Genomic DNA, 22,223 nt, shown 5'->3' on the forward strand with positions numbered 1-22,223 from the left:
CTTTAATTGATAATGATTATCGTATGAGAAATCGAAAAAGCATTGACAAACGTTCGAGGATTGCTAACAATAGAGGAATATAATCTATTGCAGAGCATTCGTGAATGGAGTGTGCGTGGGGAATCGCGTATACTTTATTTGTCGCAGCGCTTGTTAGTTTGATTTTTCTATATCACATGATGTGAGGATTCGTAGAATCCTGATGTAGATAAATTAACCGGCATTTAGCAGATTCTTCGATGTTCAAAGACGAAGGATTTGTTGTGATGTCGGTTTTTTGGTTCAGTATAAAATGAAATGAAGACGTATTGAGGTGAACGGGATGGCGAACCGGAGCGATGATCAATGGAATCGCCCGTTACGAGATTTGAGAATATCCGTCATAGACCGGTGTAATTTTCGGTGCCGGTATTGTATGCCGGAAGAAATCTTTGGCCATAACTATCCGTTTTTGCCAAAAGAAAAAGTATTGACCTTTGAGGAAATCATTCGACTTTCCCGAATTTTTGTCTCTCTAGGAGTTACCAAGCTGCGCATTACGGGCGGTGAGCCGTTGTTGAGAAAGGACCTGTCCTTGCTCATTCATTCGTTAACTCAACTCAAAGGAGTTGAAGATATTGCTATGACGACGAACGGCGTATTTCTTCCTAAATATGCAGTAGCGCTTCGAGAATCAGGATTGAAGAGAGTGACGGTCAGTCTGGATTCGCTCGATGATGTTCGCTTCCGCCGGATGAACGGAGGAAGAAGCAGCGTGCAATCCGTGCTGGATGGTATTGATGCGGCAGCACAAGTAGGGATGCAGGTAAAAATAAATATGGTCGTGCAAAAGGGCTTCAACGATCAGGATATTGTGCCCATGGCCGACTATTTTCAAAAGAAAAAACATATTTTGCGGTTTGTTGAGTTTATGGATGTGGGCAACACCAATGGCTGGAAATTGGATCAGGTCGTTTCCAAGCAGCAGATCATTGAAACCATTCATAAGCAAATGCCGCTGGAGCCTGTCCCACCCCAATATAAAGGTGAGGTGGCGACGCGTTACAGGTATCAGGACAGAGAAGGAGAAATCGGCATTATTTCGTCCGTTACGGACGCTTTCTGCTCCACATGTACACGGGCGAGAATTTCTGCCGAAGGTTCCTTGTACACGTGTCTGTTTGCCTCACAGGGGTACGAGCTTCGCGCGATGCTGCGTTCCGAACAGTCCGATGATGAGGTTAGAGCTTACATTGAGCGTGTTTGGAGAGGACGTACCGACCGCTATTCAGAGGAACGGCTGAATCATACACAACAAGCATCGTCTAAAATTGAAATGTCACACATCGGCGGGTGAACCGAAGAGCCAGCCTATCAGAAACAAGGGAGTGGAGCACATGGAAAAGCCGGCTGAGGTAAAACGCGAGATTTTGCGTTATCGCGACGGTCAAATCGAGCGTTTTGAGGACACTGTGGTGACGGAGCATCCGGTGACAATCAAAATCAATCAGCAGGAATTTGCCACCATGGTTTGTACACCGGAGTATGTGGAGGATATGGCAGTAGGCTTTTTGGCCTCTGAAGGCGTCATTCAACGGTACGATGATATCGAAGATATTTGGGTTCAGGAAAAAGAAGGTTTTGTTCATATCAAAACCCGCCGGATGAATGAGTTTTATCAAAACTTTCACTCCAAACGGTACATTACCTCCTGCTGCGGGAAAAGCAGACAGGGCTTCTACTTTATGAACGATGCCAAAGTGGCAAAAAGGATGAACGACACCCATGTCACGCTGTCTTTTGACGATTGCTTCCGCTTGATGAATTTGATGCGAAATTCGGCACTTACATTTCAGGAGACCGGGGGCGTTCATAATGCCGCGCTGTGCGACAAAGACCGAATCATCCTGTCGAGAATGGATATTGGCCGTCACAATGCGCTGGATAAAATCTATGGATATTGCCTCAAGCATGGTATTGTATTACAAGATAAAATCATTGTATTCAGTGGGCGAATTTCGTCTGAAATTTTGTTGAAGGTCGCCAAGATTGGATGTGAAGTGGTGTTGTCCAAGTCGGCTCCGACAGAGCTTGCGCTTGAATTGGCTGAGGATTTGGGCATTACTACGGTAGGCTTTATACGAACTCATTCTCTGAATGTGTATACGCATCCCCAGCGGATTGAGGAACTGGTTGAATCTAAAATGTAATGTGAAAATCCTCAATGTACATGATGCACCACTGCGCAGGCGGATGGTGCTTCCCATCGCTGTTGCCCCCGAATTTCCTGAATGAAATCAAAAAGGTAGGAATCAGGGGGCAGTATATGCTTACGATACGAGCTTTCCGGAGGACAGTTTTCAGGCGTCCACTATCGCTTGTCCAGCACCATTCCGCCTACTCCGTTTTCCATGTACATTTTTTTAATTCAGTTTATATAGTTTTTCTTCGTGTATATATGGACAAGCCATGGAAACTGAAAAGAGGTGAACATTTTAAGTGAAATATCATATTCAAGTATTTGCCGGTCTTGCGGAGCAGATGGGAGGGCCGATCATCACAGTACCCACCGATCAGGAAACGATGACCATTGCCGCGTTAAAAGACCTGCTATCCGAGCGCTTCCCTGAAGTAGCTGCGCAGTTGCGGGGCTCTTTTGTTGCCAGAAACCAAGCCTATGCCGCACCGGAGGATCTGGTGAGTATATATGATGAAATTGCGATCATTCCCCCGGTTTCAGGAGGGTAAATTCGATACAGGCTAAGCGAGTTCGATAGGATAGGTGCAAAGGGGGTCAGATGTATATGCAATACCGTATTCAACTATTCGCGGGTATGGCAGAGCAGCTTGGTGAATCCGTGATTACGCTGGATTTTCCGCAGGAAACGGTGACCATTACAGATATTCGAAAAAGCTTGAATGAGCAATATCCGGAAGCGGTTTCTCAGCTGCAAGGTTCTTTTTTTACGAATAATAAAAAACTGGCTTCTCCAGAGGAACTCATCCGTCCTTCAGATACAATCACTCTTCTTCAGTCGGCACCAGGGATGGAAACGGTCGTTTCAGCGTGCGGCTTATTTGCGATCACGTACGATCCGATTGACGCTGATGAGGTGACCGCGAAGGTGCAGGACCCATCCCATGGGGCTTCCCTGACCTTTAATGGTACGACTCGGGAATATACGCAAGGTCAGCGTACCGTGTTGCTGGAATATGAGGCGTATGTCCCGATGGCGATGAACACGATGAAGCAGATTGGTGACGAGATTGCAGAGCGTTGGCCGTCTACACGTACTGCGATTACACATCGGCTTGGTACGGTGAGGATTGGAGAGACGAGCGTTATAATTGCTGTTTCTTCTGCACACCGTGATACTTGCTACGAAGCCAGCCGCCATGCGATTGAACGCTTGAAGCAAATCGTGCCGATCTGGAAAAAGGAAGTGTGGGAGGATGGCTCGGAATGGAAGGGGCATCAGCTAGGAGGTTGGAACCCTTATGGGGCGTAAAACAATGATGTCTGAAATAAAGAAGGAACAGAACATGGACGTCGATACAGAAGCGCAGACGCACGCGTCTTATGCCCGATATTCAAGGCAAGAGCTGTTTACGAAAATTGGGCCAGCAGGACAGCAAAATATCCACAGCAAGCACGTGCTTATCATTGGGGCTGGAGCACTGGGTACCGCCAATGCGGACATGCTGGTGCGAGCGGGCATCGGACGACTGACGCTGGTGGATCGCGATTATGTAGATTGGAGCAATCTGCAACGCCAACAGCTCTATGATGAAGCGGACGCTCGTGATCATATGCCAAAGGCAGTGGCAGCGCAGAAGCGATTGCAGCAAGTTAATTCAGACGTGGACATTCGTGCGCTAATTCGGGACGTATCGCTGGAAGAAATCGACGATATTGCAGCAGGTGTGGACCTCATCGTAGATGCCACGGACAATTTTGATACACGTCTGCTCATTAACGATTATGCGGTCAAGCACCAAATTCCTTGGATTTACGGGGCTTGTGTGGGTAGCTACGGGACGACCTTTACCATCGTGCCGGGGCAGACACCGTGCCTGCATTGCCTGCTTGGAACCGTACCGCTCGGCGGCGCGACCTGCGACACGGTCGGTGTGATTAGCCCGGCTGTGCAGATGGTGGCAGCCTACCAAAGCGCCGAAGCACTGAAGCTGCTCACTGGGGACGATTCAGCGCTGCAAAGCAAGCTAATTTCCTTCGATCTGTGGAACAATCAGCATCAGGCGATCCAGATCAGCGCGATGAAGAAAGCCGACTGTCCAACGTGCGGCGAGCATCCGGTATATCCTTTTTTACAATCGGAGCATCAAACCAAGTCGGCTGTTTTGTGCGGACGTGATACGGTTCAAATTCGCCCGGCCTCTGGTGCTGTGCGCGATCTGAATGAAGCGGCACGTCTATTGTCACGTCAGGGAGGAAAAGTAGAACATAATCCATATCTAGTATCCGTTATAATTGGAGCGCATCGGCTGGTTCTATTTCAGGATGGACGCGTTCTGATCCATGGCACAAAGGATATCGCCGCGGCGAGATCTATTGTTCACAAATATTTGGGCTGACCTAATAGAGTTGGACCGTTATGAGGTGTACATCGTTAACCCATTTCGGAAAATCTATAGGACAGGAGAAGAGTAAGTTGAGAATGAAATTCGGGTACATATACACGTTCGTTGGATTGTTGGCATGGGTACTGGCTGGCTGCTCGTCTCCGGCTGCTGTACAGTCAGCACAATCTGCACCAAAAACAGAGATCATCGTATCTGCCGCAGCGAGCCTCCAAGATAGTCTGAATACGCTCAAGGATCAGTATGAAAAGCAGCATACGGATATCAAACTTACCTTTAACTATGCTTCATCTGGCACATTGCAAAAACAAATTGAGCAAGGCGCACCCGCTGACGTATTTATTTCGGCAGGTATGAAGCAAATGAAGGCATTAACCGATGCTTCATTGGTGGAAAAGAATAGCGTACTGCTTCAAAATAAACTGGTCGTGGTTGTCCCACAGGATACAGTGAAGAGCACGGATAACAAAAGCATTACACTCCATGATCTGACGAGCCCATCCTTCCTGAAAGTGGCTGTCGGGGAGCCAGCTACTGTTCCTGCTGGACAGTATTCCAAAGAGGCACTGACGAAAGCCGGACTGTGGGACAAGCTGGAGCCGAAGCTGGTATTCGCCAAGGACGTAAGACAAGTATTAAACTATGTTGAAACAGGCAATGCCGATGCCGGACTGGTCTATCTGACGGATGCCAAATCATCCGATAAAGCAGTTGTTGCGCTGGAAGTACCTGAGGAACTCCATGCTCCGATCCTCTATCCAGAAGGCATTGTAAAAGCTACTAAACACAGCAAGGAAGCTGGCGAGTTTCTCGAATTTTTGCGTACCGATGAAGCGATGAGCGTATTCAATAAAGACGGATTCTCAGCTCCTACAGAAACTACAGGGAAATAGCATCCATATATAAAGGAGGGGGGTCCCGTTGGATTGGTCAGCTTTTCTTCCTCCGGTTATCGTATCCGTCAAAGTAGCCGTCGTCGCCAGCATCTTTGTATTTCTGTTAGCTACTGTGGTGGCTCGGATGATGGCGAACTGCAAGCTGCGGAGGGGAACAAGCGTGATCGAGACGGTCTTACTTCTTCCGCTTGTCTTGCCCCCCACGGTTGTCGGCTTTATTTTGCTCATCTTGCTAGGGAGGAAAGGCTGGATCGGAACAGCCTTCGAAAGCCTGTTCCAGCAGACCATTGTATTTACGTGGGGAGCTGCGGTAGTAGCTGCCGTAGTTGTTGCTTTTCCACTGGCTTACCGGACGATCAAGGCAGGCTTTGAAGCCGTTGATCCTGAGGTAGAGCAGGCTGCACGCGCACAGGGGGCCAGCGAATGGCAAGTATTTCGCTACATTACGATGCCACTTGCCTACCGCCCGCTCATATCGGGATACATTCTTGGATTTGCCCGGGGATTGGGGGAATTTGGCGCTACGCTGATGCTTGCGGGTAACATTCCCGAACAGACGCAAACCCTGTCTACGGCGATTTACACCGCGTCTGAGGCTGGGAATATGACACTCTCCTGGAGCTGGGTGGCAGTCATCATTCTGTTCTCTTTTATTATGCTTTTGCTTTCGAACCGATTGGTGAAGGATTAGTCCGTTTGGAGTATGAAACTTATGCAGTCTGCCCATGGGGCAGGCTGTGTTTTATTTTTCTCTATAATAAAAAAATAAGCTGAACTCGAAAAATACATCGGTAACTTTTAAGTTCAGCTTATACTACACAACATGTTCCAAAAATCACTTTTGTTCGATCTCTGTTTTATATGAGGGGAATCGGTTATGATAGAAATAGTTACAAGGATTTTAGTAGAATTAGGAGAGCGGTGCGATATGAGAAAGGAAACAGGTTTTAACGAGATTATTCGCAAAGTACGTAAAGAGCTATTTGGAAAAGGTCCGGAACGCATACATACAACCTTTGTAGATAACATGGCCATCACGATGCTATACGGTAATTTAACCCCGTCTGAAAAGTTTCTGGCACAAGAGGTTGCAGGGAAAGAGATGGTACATGCAGCCCGAACCAAAATGGTTCAAAAAATCTATCCCCTACAGTTCAATAAAGAACTGGAGGAGTACATGGATTCCCGACTGCTGCACCTCTTTTCGGATATTAAGGTGGAGGAAGATATAGCCATCTCTGTTTTTGTGTTTGAGGATCATATTGTTGCAAAATAGGATGAAGGGGAGACTATATATACGTAATTTCTTCTCCGATATTGATATTGGGACCATTGGCAGAGAATAAAGCATCCAACACAAAAGCCAAGAATAGCCACCAATGCCGCCATCAGCACCATCGCCGAGAACACATAAGCGACAATACTCCATTGGAACGTAAATCCTACCAGAGTCACTAGCAGAAAAGAGGCGGCAAGGAACTGATTGAATCTTTGCTGTCCCCGGTCCTCCTGCACATACGAGGAAGGGTTTTTCTTTAAAAACAGCTTGGCTATCCGCATCACCGGATTGAAGTTGAAAAGCACACCGAGCAACCCCGCAACCAGTGGAATAGCTAACACCCCATACGCTCCTGTATTCCAGGTAAAGACCACAGACAACACAATCACCCATTGATTAGCCCTGACCAACGGACGGGGAATCGAGGCTGGAACTTGACTCATATATATCAACCTTTTCACATCGGAATAAAATATTTGAGATTATTATAACGTAATGGTTGGGGAATAGATATCTGAAAAATGGTTTGTATGATCATTACTATAGACCCATACCCAAAGTCATGGTAGACTTTTGGCATATATTCGGTAAAGGGGTCAGTTTATGAAAAAGATATTTTTATGTTTATGCGTGGCAGGAGTCGTTCTATCGGGTTGTACTTCTTCCAAGAGCGTTACCACAAGTACAGAGAGTGCTACAAGTTCAAATGCATCAGGAGGCTCTGCCAGTTCATCTGTACATGAGACGGTAGCAAGTGAAAATAATGGATATAAAGGTAAAATTTCATTTCGCAACGTAGGCTGGGGGATGAGTCAAGAACAAGTAAAGGCATCTGAAGATATGAAGGTTGAGGAAGAAGATCATGAGTCGATTGGCTATTATTCCAAGATATTGGGACTGGAAAGCGGACTCATGTACTTATTTGTGGATAATCAATTGGTTCGTGCAGGTTATAAAATTATAGAGAAACATACCAATAAAAATGAGTATATTGAGAATTATAATGACTTAAAAAAGAGCCTGACGGAGAAATACGGCAAGCCTAGCAGTGATGATACCCTTTGGAAGGGAGATTTATACAAAGATACACCAAGCCAATGGGGAATGGCTGTAGCGACAGGCGAATTGCATTATCAGGCAGTATGGGAGACGGAAGACACAGAAATTTTGCTTGATTTACATGGTGATAATTTCGAACCCGCCCTGAGTCTATTGTATGACAGCAAGGAACTACAGCATTTGAGTGACCAGCAAAAGGATCAGGAATTAAAAAAGAATTTATAACAGAACAAGGTAAGAGATTTCATAGGCTTTGAGTGCGAACCCCAAGTGCACATGAAATCCCCGGAACATTCGCACCCCGCGCCAGACAAGGGATTCAGCGATTTTGGGGTGTGATTTTTAACATTTATTAGTGAGTTGAAAAGAGATTCGCGAAAAAGCGTTTACAAAGCCTTGCTGGGTAAGGCTTTGTAACGCGTACTGTCGCTCCTTATGTAGGAGCGTGGATTGAAACACGCCGGACTATTCAGAGAGTAAACCATTTACATTTGTCGCTCCTTATGTAGGAGCGTGGATTGAAACATTATTGGGAACGGGAATTACATCTCGCTCAAGAAGGTCGCTCCTTATGTAGGAGCGTGGATTGAAACTAAAAAGGTTAATAATCCGGTCGGATTTTTACGCCGTCGCTCCTTATGTAGGAGCGTGGATTGAAACCAACAGCTCCTGGCGCAATCTCTGGTAATAAGATGTCGCTCCTTATGTAGGAGCGTGGATTGAAACCAAATTGTCAATTGGCAAGGCACTTCCCCGCCATTTCGTCGCTCCTTATGTAGGAGCGTGGATTGAAACTGTAAGCACTGGCGGTGTATCTTTCAATAACGGGGTCGCTCCTTATATAGGAGCGTGGATTGAAACTTTTGAGGCTTTAGTGAACATGACACCAATGACAAGGTCGCTCCTTATGTAGGAGCGTGGATTGAAAGCATACCACACATGTAGTACAGCTATGACGTTCCTCATTTTTCTTTGAAATATAAAAAAAGGTTTGCCTTAGAACTTGGCAAGCCTTTTTTAGGTTGGTTATAAAATGCTAATAAACTCATATGAACTAACTTTTTCTATAGACGTGAAACTGTTGAACCACCGCCCTAAAAAGCTGAATACCAAAAAAGAAGCCCGTTTTAAAACAGACTCCTTAATCAATTCCTACGTTTAGCATGCACAAACCACACTATTCTGTTTCTTCAAACTGCATTAACACGGAAATGTCTTTGATCTCCAGAGCATGAGCGATCTTTTCAAGCATAAGCAAGTTTACTTCTTGTCTCCCATTTTTACAAAGCTGTGAAATTCTTGCTTGGTTAACCCCAGATTTTTCTGAAAGTTGCATTTGCGTCATATTCCGCTCTTTTAACACTTCTTTAAGCCTTATATTTAATTTTAGCAAGAAAAAGAAACCTCCTAAAAACTCATTGACATTATTCGTTTATGCGAATAATATAATGCATATACCATTTATTCGCTAATGCGAATATAATACTACAACCCAAAGGGATGTAACGAACATACCCTTAGCTTTGCTATTGCTATTTTACCAGAATTTCAATGGAGGATGATACCTATGACTGAAAAACGGAAAGCGAATGTGCAAGCGATCAAGGATATTGTACGCATGAATCAGGTGTGGGAGCAGGAAAAGGGAGAGCAAGGAGCGGCAGAGCTACACTATTATCATATTGTGGATGCACTTCATCGGAAATGGCAAACCATCGGTGTCGATGTTTCGGACGCGATTGAGGTTTTTGAAAGAGGGTATAACGATGCATGGACACGGATTATTGAATTACCCCCCTGGAACCCGAATCTAACCACGAATGATTTAATTCACCTGCTCAAAATCAGTCCCGAAGCTGTACAGCTTCGTCATGCTATGCAAATCATACTGAATACCGTTGAAAGACGCAATGCGTTCATCCGTCGGATCATGAATGTGAATGATCAGGCAATCCAGCATCTGCTGCACCTGATGAAAGACGAATACTTGCGTTATGAGCAACTCTCGAATGAAGCCTTTATGGCGATGTATGCTATGAATCCAGTCGAAGCCTTATCTGTATATTTTCTGGAATCCGTAGATGTACATATGTACTGGGAATGGTGTGATGCTGGCGGTACAGACGAACAGGCCATTCAGTATAAGCTTGAGAATCCTTTTTTGACGTTGATTCAAGCGATTGAAAGAGTAGAAGAGGAAGTGTATGCCCGTACATAAATAGTTGCTACGCTGACGACAAAATGGCTTAGGTGGGCAGTTGGATAGTCTCCTGCAAAGGATGTGAGGGCTGTGGAGGTTAAAGATGCTTTGACATTAATGATGATGTTCGGTACGCTGCTGGTTGCGCTGATCGGATTAATTGTCACCATCGTAATCGCATTGAACCAACACAACAGAAAGTAGACGGCCCACTTATAGCGAATTTCAAACCCGTTTGTTACAAATCAATGAATGGGTATAGGCCATACATCATAGAGGAGGACATATATAAGATGGATATTCAACAAAAGAAAAAAGAGTTGGAGAGAAAATATAGGGAGCATTAATCTTCAATTTTTGTTCCCGGAGCAGGACGAGTAGTTGCATTTTGTTTCTGTAAAAAAAAAATTCACGAGGGCAGTGTAGGTGAAGATACCCAGTCATTTCACACCACATTCACGAAGGAAGATATCCAGATGCTCCAGTTCGAACATACGGACTTGCTTCATGTACCTAAATGTGCCAATGGCGAGACTTTTACCTATATCGGTTTTTTCACGGGATATTATTTTTAGCATTTGAGGCGGATTCTGTCTATTTATTTTATGACAGAGAATTAAGAAAAGCGGTTATTTGCTTCGAATACTCGTAGGTATATAGAAAAAAACTCCCAAAAAGGGAGTTTTAAATCTTATTTCTTATTCAAAGTCACACCATGCTCCTTGGCAAGTGTATTGACCTGTTCGCCAAAATCTCGGAATAGCTTTCTACCCTCGCTGAGTTTGGCGTTACTTTCATTGGCTAAGCCCATATCTTGTTTTTCCAACGCATCAACCATCATAATGAAGGCTTCCTTTTGAGTACTAGCGGCCTTGATGTAGGTTTCGTGGACGGCTCTTACCTCAGGAGTTTCCGTCTTTACAGCTTCTAACTTATCAACGAATTTGGTATATTCGGGGATAACATTGTCTTTTAAAGTATTATATAATGTTAGATCATCTGTGAATTTATCTCCGGTCACGGATTCATACTTATCAGTTACTGCTTTTTCATCTTGTGCTAAGGGAAGCATTCCATCATTCACATACGTAATTAAATCTTTTTTTACCGGATCGGTAGAGCAGGCTGCCAAAATGGAAAAGCAACATAATACCAACATAAATACGCTAAGTTTTTTCATCTGTATTCCCCTTTTTATGTATGTTATGGGTAATTCGATGTGATTTGTAGTCAAAAAGAACTATCCATATCTTTTATTATATCGTATAAATAGGAGAATGGCAGGGTTTTTATGGTAAAATAGTGTCAAAACTAAGTTGATTGATCTGCTCACTAAAAATAGGGTAAAATATAGAAGCCGATTCGGTGCGAACCCCAAGCGCACATGAAAATCCCGGGTCCTTCGCACCTCGAAACTTGTCGAAAAGTATTGGATTGGCTATTTATCCTTAAAAGTCAATAGTAGATCCAAGCTTATTGAGCATCAGTTTTTACTGTAATGTGTGGAATTGATATCGTTAGGGTATGAATTACTGCATTTTCGCTGTCGCACTCTATATGAGTGCGTGGATTGAAATACCAATGAGGAATGGACAAAAATTTACGATGCTTAGTCGCACTCTATATGAGTGCGTGGATTGAAATTAACACAGGGAACTCTTTTCGTAATATCGTGACAGTCGCACTCTATATGAGTGCGTGGATTGAAATTATTGAAGGACAACGTACTCGGCTTACTAGCTACGTCGCACTCTATATGAGTGCGTGGATTGAAATATGGTCATCATTGTGAGCATCAAGCGCGGTGCTAGTCGCACTCTATATGAGTGCGTGGATTGAAATATCAAACCGATGATATGAAATTGGACACTTTTTCGAGTCGCACTCTATATGAGTGCGTGGATTGAAATTGCCTGTCTGCCCGCCGTATTTCTCAACCCGAACGTCGCACTCTATATGAGTGCGTGGATTGAAATCAAAGGAAACTTTGTGAAGTCGGTCAAGCTGGAGGTCGCACTCTATATGAGTGCGTGGATTGAAATAAGAATGGTTTGAGTACGACGACGAACCGGGATAGTCGCACTCTATATGAGTGCGTGGATTGAAATTGTTACAACGGATAGTATCACAGACGCGAGCGCAGTCGCACTCTATATGAGTGCGTGGATTGAAATATTGAACTCTATACTAAAAGGTGGAAATACCTCGTCGCACTCTATATGAGTGCGTGGATTGAAATCGCTTGCCTTCCAAAAAGCGCACATTATCAGCAGTCGCACTCTATATGAGTGCGTGGATTGAAATCATACGGCCGTCATTCCGATGTCTGTTACATCCGTCGCACTCTATATGAGTGCGTGGATTGAAATGTTACTATAACGGATTGGCTGCTGAGCACAACTGGAGTCGCACTCTATATGAGTGCGTGGATTGAAATTTCATCAGAGATACCGATATCAACCTGGCTTTCCGAGGTCGCACTCTATATGAGTGCGTGGATTGAAATTTGTAAGTGTTGATACTTGGCTAACTTGGATTCTATGTCGCACTCTATATGAGTGCGTGGATTGAAATCCCTGTAATATATTTGGACAAAACTTCATCCAAAGTCGCACTCTATATGAGTGCGTGGATTGAAATATTTCATCCTCCCATAACATAAGAAAAGCCCTTGAGTCGCACTCTATATGAGTGCGTGGATTTATTTCCAGCAGGTGTCGCACTTCATATTACAATCCGTCATATAGAAACAGGGTCACATTACATTATTCATACGGCTTAGAGTGCCTGTTACCAAATGACAGGAGGAAATCAAATGAATTTTGAGCCCCTTAGAATGCAACAAGCTGTTGTTAACTCTAGTAACTTACGGATAAATCCGACAGCAAAGCAAGTCCAATCCCCCCAGCTTTATGAAGGAAAACCCTCCGAATTCGTTGTTCAAGACTCCGTAGAGATTAGCGAAACTGGTAGGAAGCTGGCTGAAGGAGCTATTGTGTCAAAGGCTGCTAAGTATTTCGGTACAACCCAGGTCAACGATGCATTAAACCGAGTTTTAGAAAGTCAGCCAGAAGAAGTGTCCAATGCGGTGTACAGTATAATTGAATCCAATTTTATCGTCAATGGAACAGTAACAGATGAGAGCCAGCGAACCGTGCTACTGGAGATGGGAGCTTCCCAATCCAAGTATATTGCAGACCACTATATGGAAGGTGATAAGGCCAAAGAGTTTTTGGAAACCATGAACCAGATAGCTGCTATTGCTTTGACACGATCAACTGATCCAGAGACCGGAGATATTAGTTACATGATTCCAATAGACCGTCCTTTAGGTGCCCCTGAGGATTATGTCAAACTGTCCGAAGTGATGAAGCAGGCTGATCCCCCAAAATATACTGCGTTCATCAATGACATTAAAGGTGGAGGAAATGGACTAAGCCAGCTGATAGATTTTGCACAAAAGGTTCCTCAAAATCCCAGTTGGGTTGAGAAATATAAGGAGCGCACAGGAGAGATTGTGGAATTGCTAAATAACACGCGGATAGAGAACCGGTTTGACAAGGTTGATACGACTTCGGCTTCCGCATTTATGAACAGTATGCAAAATATTCTTAAGGAATCTTCCGCTATACAGGACTCTTACAGTCAGAACTTGCGCGGCTTTTTTCGGAACTTGGGCGTTCATGTTAATTAAGTCGTCAAGGCTTATGCGAGAGGAGGAATATAAGAATCTATGAATTTTAAATGATGTCGTGCTGTTTACATTACGTTTAGAACGAAGTATAATAGCTTCAAAACATACTCGTTACATTGAGGAAGCACCTCAAACTTAGGCTTAACTGCCTTCGTTTGGGGTGCTTTTTCTATTTTAGTCGAAACGAGTTTGTAAAACTCTTTGAAAATAAAATAAAGCAAGGGAGAAATGTATGTATCCAAAAAATAAGCGAAAGGTAAGGAAGTATAGCAAGTGGGTATATGGATTTTTAGCTGTAATGATCATATTAACCACGATCCCTATATTTCCGGAGAGGGTATCAGCTGCTACCCAAGAGATCATCGGTGGACCTTTTTGCCAAAATAATTTACCTGGTGGAGGCGACAGTTGGGGGACCTCGTCAGGAAATGGGGTAGGAGCAACTGAGGTCTATAGCGGCATGGGCTCGGCAAGATATAAGTGTGAAGGTGTCGTGCAGCCGACAGAACGTTTTGTTGATATTGGAAGATCCGTTAAGATATCGGATTATAAGATTTTTGTTTATATCGAAGGATCTTACCATACTGATGTATATGTATCTAATGCAGCAGCGGGTAACAGTTGGCAGCCTAATGGAACGAATTTATATACTTGGACCGATGTCACAAAATTTTATGCCAGTAGCTCTTACCAAGGGAAATGGGTAGAGATCACAGACTCTATTACGTTAAAAGAAATTCGGTATTTTAGAGCTATGGGTTCTAACCAGCAGACTAGTAATGAAATATCCAAGTTTGGCGTCCGTGTCATTCCCAAATCAGATTTGATGCCTAAACCACCCCAGATTAATGCAGGAGCTGAGGGCCAAGCAAGTACGGGGTGGACCAAAGGACCTGTAACGGTTTGGATCAATGGAGACGTGGCACCTGAAGGGCTAAAATACTATGAATACAGCCTAAATGGTGGAGCATTTCAACAGTACACAGGACCCTTTGCTGTACATGATCATGGTGTGAATACAATCTATGCCCGGACTGTAGACGTGAACAACCAGTACAGTGGTCTTTCCTCCGGAAATGTCAGGATAGACAAAATGCCACCAACGCCACCGATCATAAGTGCAACGGGGAACAGTAATGACTATACCATTTCATTGCAGCCAGGGGCGGACGATTATTCTGGGCTGGCCCATACACAATTTCGCGTGACGGGCGTTGTCAATCAAGGTTGGCAAGATTATGGTGGAGCATTCCATGTTAATCAAGATGGCAAAAGCATGATTTATGCCCGCTCCATAGACAATGTGGGTAATGTGAGCCAAGAAGTAAGCAAGGAAGTTACTATTGATAAAAAGGGACCGACTGCTCCTGCTATCCGAGCTAGCGAGGTAGGTCCAACGATCAACAATGTGAATATCGCCATTGATTCAGGAAGTGATCCTGTTAATGGGATCAAGATGACACAGTATCGTATGGGTTCAGCAGGGGAGTGGCAGACATACAATGGCGTTTTTACATTAAACGCGGAAGGAGTTTACGAACTATCAGCACGGACGATCAATAATCTGGACGTACCTAGTCCAATCGTGACTCAAACGGTCATGATTGACCGGACCAAGCCAAAGCCCCCGGAAGTTACGTTCTCCGAGGTGACGATGCCCACCCGATACATCAATAAGCCAGTACAATTTGCTATTTCGGGTGGAACGGATAGTTCAGCAGTACATTACGAATATCAAATAGGCTCTGGCCATTATGTTCCTGGTTCATCGGGAGTATTAAATAGTTCTGGCATCGTAAAAGTGACTGCTCAAGCTGTGGATGCAGCTGGAAATCGGAGTGATCCGGTGTCCGCAACATCTTACATTGATTTGGAACCCCCAACGATCCAGCTAACACCAGATTCGCGTGAATGGAAGGATACGAATATTCAGGTGGGGATACGATACGCTGACCAGCATTCGGGGATCGAACCAGCCACAATGCAGTATAAAATCACGAACAGTCCAGATGTACCCGAACATTGGGATACAGCTGCCAATACAGGAATTCAGTTTAACCTTTCAAATGAAGGTGAATGGTATGTTCATGCCAAGGTTAAAGATCAGGCGGGTAATATTTCTGAGACAGTTAGCAGAGCACTTCGTATTCAGAAGCAGCCTCAGGCAGTTATACTTTCTGCGTCATCCGTACGAAATACAGAGGTCGATCTGCATTGGACTCTGCCATCGGGCCTTGATGATGGCTACGTCTATACCATCCGAAATGTAACGACGAATGAAATTTGGGATGTTACGCATCCGACAAATTCTTTTACAGACAAAGGGCTACAGGGAGGGCAGCAATACGAATATGAAGTGCGTTCCAGTAATCACGTGGGAGGTAATGCTTATTCCAATCGGGTCCGTGTGTTAACGTTACCTGATGCTCCGGACTCTATTCGATTACGAACCATTTCTCGTAATTCAGCACAAATCATGGCTGATTTTACGCCAGTGCTTTCAGCTGATAGCTATAAGATTACAGCAACAGATGTTAGTACGGGGGAAGTCATATTTAAGGATACAGTCACACAGGATGTATATAATCCAATTACGGGGATGAAACCAGGCGAATTTTACGATGTTTCTGTATCAGCTATGAATGCCACCGGAGAAGGGGCGGCCAAGCATGTGTCTTTTTTGAGTCTGCCAGATAGCCCGAGCGGATTCCAAAATGTGACCGTGAAGGACGATGGAATCGACTTGCAATGGAATCGTGTAATCACAGCGACATACTATGCCCTGGAGCGGGACAAAGCATCTGTTTATAAGGATGTGTATACTGAATTCGCTGATCAGGGACTTCAGGCAGGAACGGAGTATGATTATTCCATTTCAGCCAAAAACGCAACCGGCTTTGGAGATTATACTCATTTGAGGGTCATCACATTACCTGATCGAGTAACTACGCTGGCGAGTGTGGAGAATGATGTATATTCTGTCGGTGTAGGTTGGCAAGATGTGCAGGGGGCTGACGGATATATCTTGAATGTGAATGATGAGCCAGATGTGCGGCTTCCTCGAGGAAGCCATGCCTATACTTTTAATGGGTTACCCGCCGGCAGGACTGCAAATATTCGAATCCGAGCCTACAATCGAAGTGGTATGGGTGGAGATACGACTATCAACGCATTAACACTACCTTCATCGGTTGTACAACTTGTTGCAGTAAATGTTCAGGAACATGATGCCACCATTGTTTGGGACCCAGTCGATGGGGCGACCCAATATAAAGTATCAATCAATGGCCAGGATTATTACAGCACTGAACCACGTGTAGTTGTATCCGGATTAGAAGGCGGAAAAAAATACGTTTTTCAGGTGAGCAGCGGTAATAATGGTGGGTTTAGTCAGCCCGTGCGGGGAGAACTGCTTACGCTTCCACCTCAAGTGCAAAACGTCAAAGTCACAGAGCTAGGGAATGGTCAGATTTTGTTGAACTGGGATGAAACCAAAAATGCTTATCAGTATGCTGTAATTCGGAAAGATACTGGTGAAATCGTGGATACCCAAAATACTAGTATTAAGCTTTCAGGTATCCAACCGGGTACGATTTACTCGTTCGGCATTCAAGCTGTAAATACAACGGGCGCAGGTGAAATGACTCCATTTACGTATCGTGCGCTACCAGGTCAAATACCAGATCATGAGCTGACATTTAAAGATGTAACAGATACCGATCTGGTTGCTGTGTGGAAAGAAGCTTCGGGTGCGGATACCTACCATGTATACCAAAATGGTCTGCTTATCGGTCATACGGTCAAGCCCCATTTTAAAGTAGACGGATTGAATAGCTCTATGGTGTATCGTATTACCGTCAAACCGGTTAACTCAAGCGGTGAAGGTAAACAGACAGAAGGCGAGGTAGAAACGCTACCGTCCCCAGAATTTGCGTTTTCGAAAACAGAAACGACCCATAGCGAGTTTATCATCCATTGGGAGTCAAAGCACAAAAATGATATTTTCGTGCTCACCAGTGAAGGACAAACAGAATTATACCGTGGTAAGGATCGAAGCTTTATTTGGAGTCAACTTAGAGAGAAACAATCGTATGTAGTTCAGCTTTGGGCCGAAAACAGCCAAGGAAAGCGTACCATTGCCAAACAAGCGAACGGTAAAACAACGGGGAGTACAGAAGCCTCAGCCTCAGGAGGTGGAGCAGGAGGTGGCGGGATCGTCAAGCCAATTCAGCCCGATGTAGAGGAGTTGACTGAGACAGCAATTATTCAAGCACCTTCCGTCGAGACGAAGCCCAATCGCTTTAGTGACATTGAGCGGGCGTTTAATAGAGATAAAATTAATGCCCTTGCCGATTTGGGGGTAGTGAAAGGTAGAACCCAAACCCTTTTTGAGCCGAGCAGACCTGTAACACGTATGGAGTTCACTTCGATGCTCGTCCGTTCCCTGAAATTACCGCTTGAAATGGATATGGCTTTAAACTTCGAAGATATCAATTCATCAGCGTGGTATGTTGATCTACTAAAAACAGCGATTAAAGATCAGGTCGCTCGTGGATTTAGTAATAAGGTATTTGCTCCAGATCGCGTTATTAACCGGGAGCAGGCGGCTAAAATGGTGAACAACGTTATCAAGGCTACGCCACAACAAGAAAGCAACATCTACTCAGATGCCTCTCAAATTGTGGAATGGGCCAGAGAAGATGTACTGGGTCTAACTGAAATTAATTTAGTACAAGGATATCCAGATGGAAGCTTCCGTGCAAAACAGGAAATCACACGCGCCGAAGCGGCTGAAATGATTTATAACATGATTCAAAAAATTCAATAAAATGAAGAGGGGCGGCATTAGCCAGCCCTTCTTTTGTTTATTTACATAAAGGACTTGATTCAGCAAGGTGGATTAAGGTTGAGCTCGGAATAGCGATCTTGAGTGGTATAGTATGCTCACATTGATTTTTATTCCGCAATAGCGGGATTTAAATTGGAATTTCTATAGGCTGGAACGCCATTGATTAAAGCGGTATAGAGTGTAAGCGATATAATAACGAAAAGAGCCCTGATTAGGGCCCTCAAGCAATTCATATGTTTGCGCTTAACACGTTTTACCCCTTCTGCTTGTAAAATTCATGGTACAGCTTCATTAATGCACGCTTTTCAATGCGGGACACATACGAACGCGAAATCCCCAGCTCTCTGGCGATTTCCCGCTGTGTACGTTCTTCTCCTCCGGCTTCTAGGCCAAATCGACCAATAACTACATCTTTTTCACGCCCATCCAAAATATCCAGGTTACGATAGATTTTACTCTTCTCTATTTTGAGCTGAACCTTATCCACAATATCGTCCGCCTCGGTGCCGAGGATATCAATTAAAGTAATTTCATTGCCTTCTTTGTCCGTCCCTATAGGATCATGGAGAGACACGTCTTTGCGTGTTTTTTTCAGTGAGCGAAGATGCATTAAAATTTCGTTTTCTATACAACGGGCCGCAAATGTTGCCAATTTGGTGCCTTTCCCGGTCTGGAAGCTTTCAATGGCCTTGATCAGACCGATGGTACCGATGGATATGAGATCCTCCAAATCTTCACCGGTGTTATCAAATTTTTTCACAATATGAGCTACTAGTCGGAGGTTGTGTTCAATTAGTGTGTTGCGGGATTGCGCATTGCCTTCGGCAAACAGCTTTAGGTGTCGGGCTTCCTCTTTCTCAGCCAATGGCTGTGGAAAGGCGTTGTTTTTCACGTAAGAGACGAGTAGCGTCAATTCCTTGATGAACAGAGCGATAGCGCTAAATAGTCCGGGCACGGATGACACCTCCTGAGGTAGTTGCGAACTTGCCGGCCTATGGTACTTACCGGGCTTGCGATCTGTTTATTGTATGTGGGCAGGTGCCTATCCGTGCCTGTACTCCGAAAACTGCTCCGTAACAATTTATGGGCATAGGAAGTAAGGGCTTCTTTATTGGATTGATCATCACAGGAGATGAAATGGTGGTGACTCGGTAAGGAACGGATTTACATGTTGAAAGGGTAACTTCCAATACATATTTGATTAATAGTTTTCGCAAACTCGTAACTTCAGTCGTGAGTTAGAAAACTTCGGATAGGGCGTGGCTTATGCCACGTTAACTTTCCGACCTATGTTTAGGTGGCTATTTAGCAATCCCTTTATTGTCAAGGTTTATATAAGAAGATAACACTGACATATGTTATTATGTAGTCAGAGGTGATGATATCCCGCATATTGGGATCGCAGAAGGCAAGCATACGCAAGGGCGCAAGAGCGTGTTATGAATTATAAGAGTAAATAACGTAGAGCGGTTTGCGGGAAATCCACACGAGCCGTTCATTGAGGGTACGGCCTACTCTATCAATATACTTAAACTACTTAAGTTGTGAAAAGCAATGGACATGAGGTGAAAGCAGATGATTTTGGTAAGTTCGTGTTTGGCGGGGATGAAGGTACGATATAACGGGACGGATAGCTTGGACGTACATATTCAGAAGTTGGTTAAGGAAAAGAAGGCTGTGACCATCTGTCCTGAGCTGTTGGGGGGCTTTATGACGCCGAGACCGCCTGCTGAAATTGTGGGCGGGACGGGGGAAGATGTACTGAACGGTACAGCCAAGGTGGTTGAGTCCTCAGGCAACGATGTCAGTGAGATGTATATTAAAGGTGCATACGAAGCTCTGAACATAGCTAAAGAGATTAACGCTACGCTCATTATTTTAAAAGAAAACAGTCCGTCCTGCGGATCAGCCGCCATCTATAACGGATCATTCGAAAACCGGAAAATAGCAGGTAACGGCGTAACCTCAGCTTTGCTGAAAAAGGAAGGCTTTAAGGTGATATCAGAAGAACAAATATCGGAAATTTTCCTGCATGAGGATATTTAGTGGGTTCGAAGATATGAGAGTTAGGATAAAATGCAGATTTTGAACTCTCACGATACTCATGAAAGAAAGACTCATGGTAAAATCAAGCGCCTTGGCAGCTTACAGGTTTACACCTACGGGCTGCCAAGGCGCTTGTTTGTGATGTGTGCATATACGCTAGATATACGTCACATTATTTAAGCTTCAGAACAAGAATCCCCAGATACTCCTTGAGGGCTGTTCCAGTAGTAGCCATGGCTCCGGCAGACGGGGATAGCTTGGCGGCATACAGTGACAGATTTTCACTTGCCAGATAGTCCGTCGGATAAGGTACAGCCTGCATGCCTGCACGCTGAAATTCCAACGCCGCACGCGGCATATGGAAGGCAGAGGTCACCAAAATGGGTTTGGTGAGCTGATGCTGCTTTAAAATTTGGGACGTATACACGGCATTTTGCTGTGTGTTCAGGGAACGGTTTTCGATCAGAATATCTTTTGCGGGAATACCGAGTCCCAGAAGCTGTCTTTGGGCAATATTCGCTTCGTTGCCACTGTCGGCAAATACCTGTCCACCGGAAAACAGAATAGGTAAGCCCGTTGCTTCATGTAACCGTGCCGCAGTGAGCAGGCGATTGGCCGCTGACCCAAGCAGATTGCCCTGTCCGTTGATGTCGGGTGTTCCCTCTGTAGCTCCGCCGCCCAGCACGACGATGACATCGCCTTGAACGGTACGAGGCTGTGAATACTGCTTTTCCAGACTGCTGATTAGCAAATCTCCGGCCAAATTGGTAGTGGAACCATACAGTAGTAATGTGACAACGAGTAGTAGGACAGCAGGTTTACGCGCACGTTTCCACAGCCAGATCACAAGCCCAACCATCACGAGGATAAACAAACCGGGAGGCAGCACGAAGCTGTATAAAAATTTGATGATATAAATCAAGTGCAGACATCCTCCTATCCTTCAATCTCTATTTTTTCTTTTTGGTTGGGTATATTGTAACATAGGCAAATGGCCGGATTCCTCTGTCTGGAGTTGTGCTTTCCAATACATATTTTTTGTTTAATAAACTTGTCCTATAGGCGTAAAATACAAATTCCAGTGATTTTTTTCATAGAGGAGCGGAAGCAGCATGGGAGAGTTAACGACAGCCAAGCGGATTACGATGATCGCGCTGCTGGTTGTATTATGGGGCATATCTTGGCCCATCTATAAAGTAGCGTTGCAGTTTACGCCTCCACTTTTGTTTGCGGGGTTTTTGGTGCCTGTGATCTCGGTGTTTGTCAGCTCCTTGCTGCTGCACGAAGCGATTACAGCTTTTCTGCTGATCGGTCTGATCTTAATCGGGCTTAGCATTTATTTGGTGAATCGCAGAGCGAGAATAGTACAGCAAGCTTGAAAATAGGATATGGTACAAGTAAGGACTCTGCTCAGGTCAGGCAGGGAACTGCACATTACCTTTCACGATATAGGCTCCGCCTGTGCCATTTTCAGCTAAAGCCGGGAGGGTATCGTTCAGCACCACACCGCGAATGTCTGTAATCCGGATTTTAAGAGGCTGGTTTCTGAAAAAAAAATATTGCAAAAGTTTGTCGACATGTTTTTAGGCCTTATTGCATGTTTTTTTGGGAATAGCTGA

The 22,223-nt window shown here is 44.6% G+C and carries 20 protein-coding genes, 2 pseudogenes and 2 CRISPR repeat arrays; of the genes and pseudogenes, 16 read left to right on the forward strand and 6 right to left on the reverse strand.

Annotated elements, in window-relative coordinates; all coding sequences use genetic code 11:
- Positions 1 to 322: 322 nt before the first annotated feature.
- From moaA to ACWGOO_RS05255, 8 genes are all read left to right on the forward strand, one after another.
- The gene (gene moaA / locus ACWGOO_RS05220) at positions 323 to 1,336 is read left to right on the forward strand and encodes a GTP 3',8-cyclase MoaA (protein ID WP_452481741.1); all 1,014 of its coding nucleotides are present in this window, start codon (positions 323 to 325) and stop codon (positions 1,334 to 1,336) included.
- 40 nt (positions 1,337 to 1,376) lie between these two features.
- Complete coding sequence (gene fdhD, locus ACWGOO_RS05225; protein ID WP_452481742.1) at positions 1,377 to 2,189, forward strand: formate dehydrogenase accessory sulfurtransferase FdhD; 813 nt, start codon at positions 1,377 to 1,379, stop codon at positions 2,187 to 2,189.
- Between the two features lie 289 nt (positions 2,190 to 2,478).
- Entirely contained in the window at positions 2,479 to 2,727 is a 249-nt protein-coding gene (locus ACWGOO_RS05230) for a MoaD/ThiS family protein (protein WP_404521467.1), read from the forward strand.
- A 56-nt stretch (positions 2,728 to 2,783) separates the two neighbouring features.
- A complete protein-coding gene (locus tag ACWGOO_RS05235; protein ID WP_452481743.1) occupies positions 2,784 to 3,488 on the forward strand; it encodes a molybdenum cofactor biosynthesis protein MoaE in 705 nt (234 codons plus the stop codon).
- 34 nt (positions 3,489 to 3,522) lie between these two features.
- Positions 3,523 to 4,575 carry a thiazole biosynthesis adenylyltransferase ThiF gene (locus ACWGOO_RS05240; RefSeq protein WP_452482038.1) on the forward strand — a complete coding sequence of 351 codons (1,053 nt, stop codon included), beginning with the start codon at positions 3,523 to 3,525 and terminating at the stop codon, positions 4,573 to 4,575.
- 77 nt (positions 4,576 to 4,652) lie between these two features.
- A complete protein-coding gene (gene modA, locus ACWGOO_RS05245; protein WP_452481744.1) occupies positions 4,653 to 5,474 on the forward strand; it encodes a molybdate ABC transporter substrate-binding protein in 822 nt (273 codons plus the stop codon).
- Positions 5,475 to 5,502: 28 nt separating this feature from the next.
- A complete protein-coding gene (gene modB / locus ACWGOO_RS05250; protein ID WP_452481745.1) occupies positions 5,503 to 6,168 on the forward strand; it encodes a molybdate ABC transporter permease subunit in 666 nt (221 codons plus the stop codon).
- 237 nt (positions 6,169 to 6,405) lie between these two features.
- The gene (locus tag ACWGOO_RS05255; RefSeq protein ID WP_452481746.1) at positions 6,406 to 6,753 is read left to right on the forward strand and encodes a DUF2294 domain-containing protein; all 348 of its coding nucleotides are present in this window, start codon (positions 6,406 to 6,408) and stop codon (positions 6,751 to 6,753) included.
- Here ACWGOO_RS05255 and ACWGOO_RS05260 read toward each other — a convergent pair.
- On the reverse strand, positions 6,735 to 7,199 hold the full coding sequence (locus ACWGOO_RS05260) for a DUF4395 domain-containing protein (RefSeq protein WP_452481747.1): 465 nt from the start codon (positions 7,197 to 7,199) through the stop codon (positions 6,735 to 6,737). The two genes, ACWGOO_RS05255 and ACWGOO_RS05260, sit on opposite strands and share 19 nt — an antisense overlap.
- A 160-nt stretch (positions 7,200 to 7,359) precedes the next feature.
- Between ACWGOO_RS05260 and ACWGOO_RS05265 the strand changes: the two genes are divergently transcribed.
- Positions 7,360 to 8,040: a hypothetical protein gene (locus ACWGOO_RS05265; protein WP_452481748.1), complete on the forward strand. Its 681-nt coding sequence runs from the start codon at positions 7,360 to 7,362 to the stop codon at positions 8,038 to 8,040.
- Between the two features lie 200 nt (positions 8,041 to 8,240).
- Positions 8,241 to 8,744: a CRISPR direct-repeat array (repeat unit 32 nt; unit sequence GTCGCTCCTTATGTAGGAGCGTGGATTGAAAC).
- A 248-nt stretch (positions 8,745 to 8,992) separates the two neighbouring features.
- On the opposite strand, the gene ACWGOO_RS05270 is transcribed toward ACWGOO_RS05265, so the two are convergent.
- The gene (locus ACWGOO_RS05270) at positions 8,993 to 9,208 is read right to left on the reverse strand and encodes a helix-turn-helix domain-containing protein (RefSeq protein ID WP_014282582.1); all 216 of its coding nucleotides are present in this window, start codon (positions 9,206 to 9,208) and stop codon (positions 8,993 to 8,995) included.
- A 174-nt stretch (positions 9,209 to 9,382) separates the two neighbouring features.
- Between ACWGOO_RS05270 and ACWGOO_RS05275 the strand changes: the two genes are divergently transcribed.
- The 3 genes and pseudogenes from ACWGOO_RS05275 to ACWGOO_RS05285 form a co-directional block, all read left to right on the forward strand.
- Complete coding sequence (locus ACWGOO_RS05275) at positions 9,383 to 10,033, forward strand: hypothetical protein (RefSeq protein WP_452481749.1); 651 nt, start codon at positions 9,383 to 9,385, stop codon at positions 10,031 to 10,033.
- Positions 10,034 to 10,105: 72 nt separating this feature from the next.
- Complete coding sequence (locus ACWGOO_RS05280; RefSeq protein WP_014282580.1) at positions 10,106 to 10,219, forward strand: putative holin-like toxin; 114 nt, start codon at positions 10,106 to 10,108, stop codon at positions 10,217 to 10,219.
- A 281-nt stretch (positions 10,220 to 10,500) separates the two neighbouring features.
- A pseudogene (locus ACWGOO_RS05285) lies at positions 10,501 to 10,667 on the forward strand (siderophore biosynthesis protein); the annotation flags it as partial.
- 39 nt (positions 10,668 to 10,706) lie between these two features.
- Here the strand turns inward: ACWGOO_RS05285 and ACWGOO_RS05290 are convergent.
- A complete protein-coding gene (locus ACWGOO_RS05290) occupies positions 10,707 to 11,195 on the reverse strand; it encodes a hypothetical protein (protein ID WP_452481750.1) in 489 nt (162 codons plus the stop codon).
- A gap of 365 nt (positions 11,196 to 11,560) precedes the next feature.
- A CRISPR array of direct repeats spans positions 11,561 to 12,722; the repeat unit is 32 nt; unit sequence GTCGCACTCTATATGAGTGCGTGGATTGAAAT.
- A 108-nt stretch (positions 12,723 to 12,830) separates the two neighbouring features.
- Here ACWGOO_RS05290 and ACWGOO_RS05295 point away from each other — a divergent pair.
- Positions 12,831 to 13,709: a hypothetical protein gene (locus tag ACWGOO_RS05295; protein WP_452481751.1), complete on the forward strand. Its 879-nt coding sequence runs from the start codon at positions 12,831 to 12,833 to the stop codon at positions 13,707 to 13,709.
- A gap of 232 nt (positions 13,710 to 13,941) precedes the next feature.
- Positions 13,942 to 18,537, forward strand: coding sequence for a fibronectin type III domain-containing protein (locus ACWGOO_RS05300; RefSeq protein WP_452481752.1), 4,596 nt, complete (start codon positions 13,942 to 13,944; stop codon positions 18,535 to 18,537).
- 274 nt (positions 18,538 to 18,811) lie between these two features.
- Here ACWGOO_RS05300 and sigK read toward each other — a convergent pair whose 3' ends face one another.
- Complete coding sequence (gene sigK / locus ACWGOO_RS05305) at positions 18,812 to 19,513, reverse strand: RNA polymerase sporulation sigma factor SigK (protein ID WP_452481753.1); 702 nt, start codon at positions 19,511 to 19,513, stop codon at positions 18,812 to 18,814.
- A gap of 620 nt (positions 19,514 to 20,133) precedes the next feature.
- Between sigK and ACWGOO_RS05310 the strand changes: the two genes are divergently transcribed.
- Positions 20,134 to 20,604, forward strand: a complete 471-nt coding sequence (locus ACWGOO_RS05310) for a DUF523 domain-containing protein (protein ID WP_452481754.1) — start codon at positions 20,134 to 20,136, stop codon at positions 20,602 to 20,604.
- A 172-nt stretch (positions 20,605 to 20,776) separates the two neighbouring features.
- On the opposite strand, the gene ACWGOO_RS05315 is transcribed toward ACWGOO_RS05310, so the two are convergent.
- Entirely contained in the window at positions 20,777 to 21,526 is a 750-nt protein-coding gene (locus tag ACWGOO_RS05315) for a YdcF family protein (RefSeq protein ID WP_452481755.1), read from the reverse strand.
- Between the two features lie 190 nt (positions 21,527 to 21,716).
- Between ACWGOO_RS05315 and ACWGOO_RS05320 the strand changes: the two genes are divergently transcribed.
- Entirely contained in the window at positions 21,717 to 21,983 is a 267-nt protein-coding gene (locus tag ACWGOO_RS05320; RefSeq protein WP_452481756.1) for a hypothetical protein, read from the forward strand.
- A 36-nt stretch (positions 21,984 to 22,019) separates the two neighbouring features.
- Here the strand turns inward: ACWGOO_RS05320 and ACWGOO_RS05325 are convergent.
- A pseudogene (locus tag ACWGOO_RS05325) lies at positions 22,020 to 22,145 on the reverse strand (Expansin-YoaJ); the annotation flags it as partial.
- Between the last annotated feature and the right edge of the window lie 78 nt (positions 22,146 to 22,223).

Source organism: Paenibacillus sp. NPDC055715 (genome assembly GCF_053617595.1).